The sequence below is a fragment of the Bacillus sp. LR--39 genome, from assembly GCF_053613335.1.
In genome coordinates this window covers 1-900 of the sequence record NZ_JBSIOT010000521.1, presented here as the reverse complement: position 1 = coordinate 900, position 900 = coordinate 1, and the positions used below count along the sequence as shown (strand labels likewise).

General features: G+C 44.3%; 2 protein-coding genes. One reads left to right on the top strand and one right to left on the bottom strand.

Annotated features, from left to right (window positions below):
* Positions 1 to 671: MFS transporter (locus tag ACWHAR_RS24620; RefSeq protein WP_452088126.1), on the top strand; the 671-nt coding region annotated here is incomplete at its 5' end.
* A 36-nt stretch (positions 672 to 707) separates the two neighbouring features.
* On the opposite strand, the gene ACWHAR_RS24615 is transcribed toward ACWHAR_RS24620, so the two are convergent.
* Positions 708 to 900 (bottom strand): Ger(x)C family spore germination C-terminal domain-containing protein (locus ACWHAR_RS24615; protein WP_452088125.1); only part of this gene is annotated, 193 nt, incomplete at its 5' end.

The following is a 900-nucleotide window of genomic DNA, read 5'->3' as shown; positions in this document are numbered from 1 at the left end:
CATGGGTGCGCCCAGCCCTGATTGCCGGTTTGGGATTGGCATTTTTGCAGCAATTTATCGGAACGAATACGATCATCTACTATGCGCCAAAAACCTTTACAAACGTCGGATTCGGAAACTCCGCTTCAATTTTAGGAACGGTCGGAATCGGCACAGTCAATGTTGTCATGACATTAGTAGCGATTAAAATCATCGACAAGATTGGAAGAAAGCCGTTACTGCTATTCGGGAATGCGGGAATGGTGATCAGCTTGATCGTTCTCGCTTTAGTAAATCTCTTTTTCGATAACACTCCGGCTGCCTCATGGACGACCGTCATTTGTTTAGGCGTGTTTATCGTTGTCTTTGCGGTCAGCTGGGGACCGGTTGTATGGGTGATGCTTCCTGAATTGTTCCCGCTTCATGTCAGAGGAATCGGGACCGGTGTTTCGACCTTAATGTTGCACGTTGGGACACTGATTGTTTCACTAACCTATCCAATATTAATGGAAGCGATCGGAATCAGTTATTTATTCCTGATTTATGCCGCGATCGGTATCATGGCGTTCTTATTTGTCCGATTTAAAGTGACAGAGACAAAGGGAAAAAGCCTTGAAGAAATTGAGCAGGATTTACGGGACAAAAACGGACAGGGAGGATCGGCCGGAAAACAGCAGACTGTCGGAACATAAAAAAGGGTGCGCGATCATGCGCACCCTTTTGATTGCTTACTTTCCCACCGTGCCAAAGTTAATGATTTTAAAAGAAATATCGTACTTAAAATCAGCCTCAGAAAATATTTCATCCCAATGCCCTTTCACTTTATTCCAATAGTCAGGGTGTTGAATCCTTATGTGGTCTGATAAAAAGACCGGATCGGTTTTATACTCGTGCTGCAGTTTATCCATCACCTGCTTTACG